At 62.4% G+C, this 6243-nt stretch carries 4 protein-coding genes; 3 read left to right on the top strand and 1 reads right to left on the bottom strand.

Annotated elements, in window-relative coordinates; translation table 11 throughout:
- Nucleotides 1–279 precede the first annotated feature (279 nt).
- Nucleotides 280–735, bottom strand: coding sequence for a DUF721 domain-containing protein (locus tag IAE36_RS20810; protein ID WP_028635176.1), 456 nt, complete (start codon nt 733–735; stop codon nt 280–282).
- 342 nt (nt 736–1077) lie between these two features.
- Here IAE36_RS20810 and secA point away from each other — a divergent pair, with 342 nt between their 5' ends.
- From secA to IAE36_RS20795, 3 genes are all read left to right on the top strand, one after another.
- On the top strand, nt 1078–3813 hold the full coding sequence (secA, locus tag IAE36_RS20805; RefSeq protein ID WP_201214394.1) for a preprotein translocase subunit SecA: 2736 nt from the start codon (nt 1078–1080) through the stop codon (nt 3811–3813).
- Nucleotides 3814–3959: 146 nt separating this feature from the next.
- The gene (argJ, locus tag IAE36_RS20800) at nt 3960–5177 is read left to right on the top strand and encodes a bifunctional glutamate N-acetyltransferase/amino-acid acetyltransferase ArgJ (protein WP_028635174.1); all 1218 of its coding nucleotides are present in this window, start codon (nt 3960–3962) and stop codon (nt 5175–5177) included.
- Nucleotides 5178–5285: 108 nt separating this feature from the next.
- Nucleotides 5286–6230 (top strand): Nudix family hydrolase, encoded by a 945-nt coding sequence (locus IAE36_RS20795; protein ID WP_201214393.1) that lies wholly within the window; start codon nt 5286–5288, stop codon nt 6228–6230.
- Nucleotides 6231–6243 lie beyond the last annotated feature (13 nt).

Raw genomic sequence — 6243 nt, 5'->3', positions numbered from 1 at the left:
CCTCCGCAAGTCCTTCGTTCGGCCTCCTGAAGTCGCGAAGATCAAGATCAAGATCAAGATCAAGATCAAGATCAAGATCAAGATCTAAAGCAACAGCGAGTTGGAATATAGTTACGGAGTACCTGAAGGGCGCTGGTTGGGGCTCAGCTGAAGTGCGCGAAAGTTTGAATAGGGTGATTTGCGAATTAAGTCAGTCGAGCCCAGGAATACCGGAAATAGCGCAGACCGCATACATCGCTGACACCTGTGCGCAGACAAGGGTGACACATCAGCCCCGAATCACCCCTTGTCCCGGGCATGCGCCGCCAATCGCTCCAGCGCGGCGCGCAACTTCGGGTCTGTGATGCCTTGCGCCGTGTCACGCAGGCTCTCGGCCGCGCTGGGCGACAACTCCGTCAGGTTGCTCCCGCGCTTGGCCGGCACCAAAGGCGGCTGCACTTTGTACAGGATGCGCCTGAGGTTGCCGAACGCCTCCATGGCCTGCAGCGCCGCCACCAGACGCTTCTGCTGGTAGCGCAGGCGAGTAGCCCAATGGCCATCGGTCACCACCAGCAGCAACGTGCCGTCACGCCACGACGCCACATGGCAGTGCTCGCGCGCAGCCGGCTGCAGTTGGCTTTCCAGCAAACGCTGCAAATGCTCCAGGCGTTCGGCCTGGTTCAACAGCAGGCGCAGCGGGCGCACCTGGCGCAGCAGGGCGGACGGCAGCTGGGCAGAGGAAGGTTTGAAGGCCATGGGGGTACGCATGAGGTTACAAGATCGGCAGTTTAGCACCTCTATGATCGCTGACGGCCTTTTCGCAGGCCTCCCCGTGACCACTCATGCGTGTGCTTTCATGATGCAAATCAAGCTTTTGCCACACGCTGCCTGAACGTTTCATCACGGCAAACCTTGAACTCAGGGAAAATGGCCCAATCTAAGACACGCCCCTGCCAAAGCGCTGTGCCAGCATCGTGGAATCCACCACTTTCCTCACCATCGTTTCCGGGTAGAATGCTCGTTCGCATGCGGCCTCAGGGCTGCACGGGCGACTCACGGGGCCGCCCTCCATCCCTACGTGTGGAAGATCCTGCCGATATGTTTGCGCCTTTGTTAAAGAAACTTTTTGGAAGCAAGAACGAGCGTGAAGTCAAACGCATGCTCAAGACGGTGAGTATCGTCAATGCCTTCGAAGAGAAGATGGTGGCCCTCTCCGACGAGCAACTGCGGGGCAAGACCGCAGAGTTCAAGGAGCGCCTGGCCAAAGGCGAGACACTGGACCAATTGCTGCCCGAAGCCTTCGCCGTGGCCCGTGAGGCCGGCAAGCGCGTGATGGGTATGCGCCACTTCGACGTGCAGCTGATCGGCGGCATGACCCTGCACGAGGGCATGATCGCAGAAATGCGCACCGGTGAAGGCAAGACCTTGGTCGGTACCCTGGCCGTCTACCTCAATGCCCTGTCCGGCAAAGGCGTACACGTGGTCACCGTCAACGACTACCTGGCCCGCCGTGACGCCAACTGGATGCGCCCGCTGTACGAATTCCTCGGCCTCTCGGTTGGTATCGTCTCGGCCTTCCAGCCGCCTGAAGAAAAGCGCGCCGCTTATGCCGCCGACATCACCTACGGCACCAACAACGAATTCGGTTTCGACTACCTGCGCGACAACATGGCGTTCAGCCAGGACGAGAAGTTCCAGCGTGAGCTGAACTTCGCCGTGATCGACGAAGTGGACTCCATCCTCATCGACGAAGCGCGTACCCCGCTGATCATCTCTGGCCAGGCAGAAGACAGCTCGAAGCTGTACATCGAGATCAACCGCCTGATCCCACGCCTGACCCAGCACATCGAAGAAGTGGAAGGCCAGGTCACCCAGGAAGGTCACTTCTCCATCGACGAGAAGAGCCGCCAGGTCGAGCTGAACGAAGCCGGTCACCAGTTCATCGAAGAAATGCTCACCCAGTCCGGCATGCTGGCCGAGGGCGAGAGCCTGTACTCGGCGCACAACCTAGGGTTGCTGACCCACGTGTACGCCGGCCTGCGTGCGCACAAGCTGTTCCACCGCAACGTCGAGTACATTGTCCAGGACGGCCAGGTCTTGCTGATCGACGAACACACCGGCCGCACCATGCCGGGCCGTCGCTTGTCCGAGGGCCTGCACCAGGCCATCGAGGCCAAGGAAAACCTCAACATCCAGGCAGAGAGCCAGACCCTGGCCTCCACCACCTTCCAGAACTACTTCCGCCTGTACACCAAGCTGTCCGGCATGACCGGTACCGCCGATACCGAGGCGTTCGAGTTCGCGCAAATCTATGCCCTGAACGTGATGGTCATCCCGCCGAACAAGCCGCTGGCGCGTAAGGACCACAACGACCTGGTGTACCTGACCGCAGACGAGAAATACGCCGCGATCATCGCAGACATCAAGGAAAGCATGAAGCTGGGGCGCCCGGTGCTGGTGGGTACTGCCACCATCGAGACCTCCGAGCACATGTCCAACCTTCTGCAGAAGGAAGGCATTGACCACAAGGTGCTCAACGCCAAGTACCACGAGAAGGAAGCCGAGATCATCGCCCAGGCCGGTGCGCCGGGCGCCCTGACCATCGCCACCAACATGGCCGGCCGTGGTACCGACATCCTGCTGGGCGGCAACTGGGAAGCTGAAGTGGCTGCGCTGGACAGCCCCACCGCCGAGCAGATCGCCCAGATCAAGGCCGACTGGCAGAAGCGCCACCAGCAGGTGATCGAGTCGGGTGGCCTGCATGTCATCGCCTCCGAGCGCCATGAATCGCGCCGTATCGACAACCAGCTGCGTGGCCGTTCGGGCCGCCAGGGTGACCCGGGCTCCAGCCGCTTCTACCTGTCGCTCGAAGACAGCCTGATGCGCATCTTTGCCTCCGACCGGGTGAAGAACTTCATGAAGGCGCTGGGCATGCAGTCTGGCGAGGCCATCGAACACCGCATGGTCACCAACGCCATCGAGAAGGCCCAGCGCAAGGTAGAAGGGCGCAACTTCGACATCCGTAAACAGCTGCTCGAATACGACGACGTGGCCAACGAACAGCGCAAGGTGATCTACCACATGCGCAACAGCCTGCTGGCGGCCGAGAACGTGGGCGACACCATCGTCGAATTCCGCAAGGAAGTGCTGGACGCTACCATCAGCCAGCATATCCCGCCGCAATCGCTGCCCGAGCAGTGGGACGTGGCTGGCCTGGAGGCGTCGCTTGCCAGTGATTTCGCCATGAAGCTGCCCATCCAGCAGTGGCTCGACGAGGATGACCACCTCTACGAAGAAACCCTGCGCGAGAAGTTGCTCAACGAGATCACCACCGCCTACACCGAGAAGGAAGACCAGGCGGGTATCGACGCACTGCGTACCTTCGAGAAGCAGATTCTGCTGCGTGTACTGGACGACCTGTGGAAGGACCACCTGTCCACCATGGACCACCTGCGCCACGGTATCCACCTGCGTGGCTATGCCCAGAAAAACCCCAAGCAGGAGTACAAGCGCGAGTCGTTCACCCTGTTCCAGGAACTGCTCGAGTCGATCAAGCGCGACGCCATCCGCGTGCTGTCGCACGTTCAGGTTCGCCGCGAAGACCCGGAACAAGAAGAGGCGCGCCTGCGTCGCGATGCCGAAGAGCTGGCCAGCCGCATGCAGTTCGAACATGCACCGGCGCCAGGCCTGGAAAGCGAGCAGTTGAGCGAAGAGGGTGCTGAGGTGGCCGTGGCCACTGCCCCTGTGCGCAATGACCAGAAGCTGGGCCGCAACGAGCCATGCTGGTGTGGCTCGGGCAAGAAGTTCAAGCACTGCCACGGCCAGATCGAGTGACCTGACCGGTTCGCTGCAGGCTGAAACATCCGGGGGGCCGCTTTGCGGCCCTCTCGCAACACAAGGCCGCTGCTACAGGAACCGCGACAATCCTGTAGCAGCGGCCTCGTCTTTCGATATCAACTCTATTGTCTAGGAGCGCTCTAATGGCTGTTGGTCTTGGTCCTCTGCCCACCCTGCACCCGGTTCCGGGTTTTGAACTCGGTATCGCTTCTGCCGGCATCAAGCGCCCAGGGCGCAAGGATGTGGTGGTCATGCGCTGCGCCGAAGGCTCCAGCGTAGCGGGCGTGTTCACCCTCAACGCGTTCTGCGCGGCCCCGGTGATCCTGTCCAAGCAACGCGTGCAGGGTACCGTGCGCTACCTGTTGACCAACACCGGCAATGCCAACGCCGGCACCGGTGCGCCGGGCCTTGCCGCCGCCGAACGTACCTGCGCCAAGCTGGCCGAGCTGGCGGGTGTGCCGGCCGAGTCGGTGCTGCCATTCTCGACCGGTGTAATCGGTGAGCCGCTACCGGTAGAGAAGATCGAAGGCGCCTTGCAGGCTGCCCTGGACAACCTGTCGGAAAACAACTGGGCTGAAGCCGCCACCGGCATCATGACCACTGACACCCTGCCCAAGGGCGCCAGCCGCCAGTTCCAGCACGAGGGCGTCACCGTCACCGTGACCGGCATCAGCAAGGGTGCAGGCATGATCCGCCCGAACATGGCGACCATGCTTGGCTACATCGCCACCGATGCCAAAGTGGCACCGGCAGTGCTCAAGGACCTGATGCTGGACGGCGCCAACAAGTCGTTCAACCGCATCACCATCGATGGCGACACCTCGACCAACGACTGCTGCATGCTGATTGCCACTGGCAAGGCCAACCTGCCGGAAGTGACCGAAGCCAGCGGTGCACTGTTCGAAGCGCTGAAGAAGGCAGTGTTCGAGGTGTGCATGGAAGTGGCCCAGGCCATTGTGCGTGACGGCGAGGGTGCCACTAAGTTCGTGACCGTGCAGGTGAATGGCGGCGGCAACCACCAGGAATGCCTGGACGTCGGTTACGCGGTGGCCCACTCGCCGCTGATCAAGACTGCGTTGTTTGCCTCGGACCCGAACTGGGGCCGTATCCTCGCCGCCGTTGGCCGTGCCGGTGTGCCGGCGCTTGATGTGAGCCTGATCGATGTCTACCTGGACAGCGTTTGCATCGCCAGTCAGGGCTGCCGTAGCCCAAGCTACACCGAGGACCAGGGTGCCAAGGTGATGGCTCAGGAAGAAATCACCATCCGCATCGAACTGGGCCGCGGCCAGTGCAATGAAACCATCTGGACCACCGACCTCTCCCACGAGTACGTGAAGATCAACGCCGAGTACCGTACCTGATACAGCCGGGGCTGCCTGCCGGCCCCGCCATTTCAACGCCAAAAGGAGCCGAACCATGGGCTTTCTTCAACACAGCGTGCCAGCCTTGAACCCGGTGGAGCGTAAGCGGTGAAACGGATTCATGTTGTAGCCGCCGTGATCCGTGGCCTGGATGGTCGCATCCTGATTGCACGCCGCGCCGATACCCAGCACCAAGGTGGCCTTTGGGAGTTTCCGGGTGGCAAGGTGGAGGCGGGTGAAAGCGTCGAGGCGGCGTTGGCCCGCGAGCTCAACGAAGAGCTGGGCATTCGGGTGACGCGTTCGCGCCCCCTGATCAAGGTCAGCCACGACTACCCCGACAAGCACGTGCTGCTGGAGGTTCGCGAAGTCGATGCGTTCGAGGGCGAACCCCATGGCGCCGAGGGCCAGCCGCTGGCCTGGGTGGCACCGCGCGACCTGGCCCAGTACGACTTCCCGCAAGCCAACAGGCCCATTGTTGCCGCTGCACGCCTGCCTGACCAGTACCTGATCACCCCCGATGAGCTGGAAGTCCCGCAACTGCTCAAGGGCATCCAGAAAGCGGTGGCCGTTGGCCTGCGCCTGATCCAGTTGCGTGCACCGGACATGTACGACCCCAAGTACCGGGATGTGGCGGTGGATGCGGTCGGGCTGTGCGCCGGCAAGGCGCAGTTGATGCTCAAAGGCCCGCTGGAATGGCTGGGCGACTTCCCTGCGGCCGGCTGGCACCTGACGGCGGCGCAACTGCGCAAATATGCGCCCAAGGGCCGGCCGTTCCCCACCGACCGGTGGCTGGCAGCGTCCTGCCACAACGCTGAAGAGCTGGCCCTGGCACAGCAGATGGGGGTCGACTTTGTCACGTTGTCCCCTGTACAGGCCACCCAGACCCACCCGGACGCTGCACCGCTGGGCTGGGAAGAGGCGCAGCGGCTGATCGCGGCGTGCCCGCTGCCGGTGTACCTGCTCGGCGGCGTAGGGCCGGGTGAGCGTGAGCAGGCCTGGCAAGCCGGGGCTCAGGGGGTAGCCGGCATACGCGCGTTCTGGCCTGTGGCCTGAACGGCGGCCCCCT

Source organism: Pseudomonas sp. S36 (genome assembly GCF_016647875.1).
Taxonomy (GTDB): Bacteria; Pseudomonadota; Gammaproteobacteria; order Pseudomonadales; family Pseudomonadaceae; genus Aquipseudomonas; species Aquipseudomonas parafulva.
Note: the sequence above shows the minus strand (reverse complement) of the source record. Positions and strands in the feature narration are given on the sequence as shown.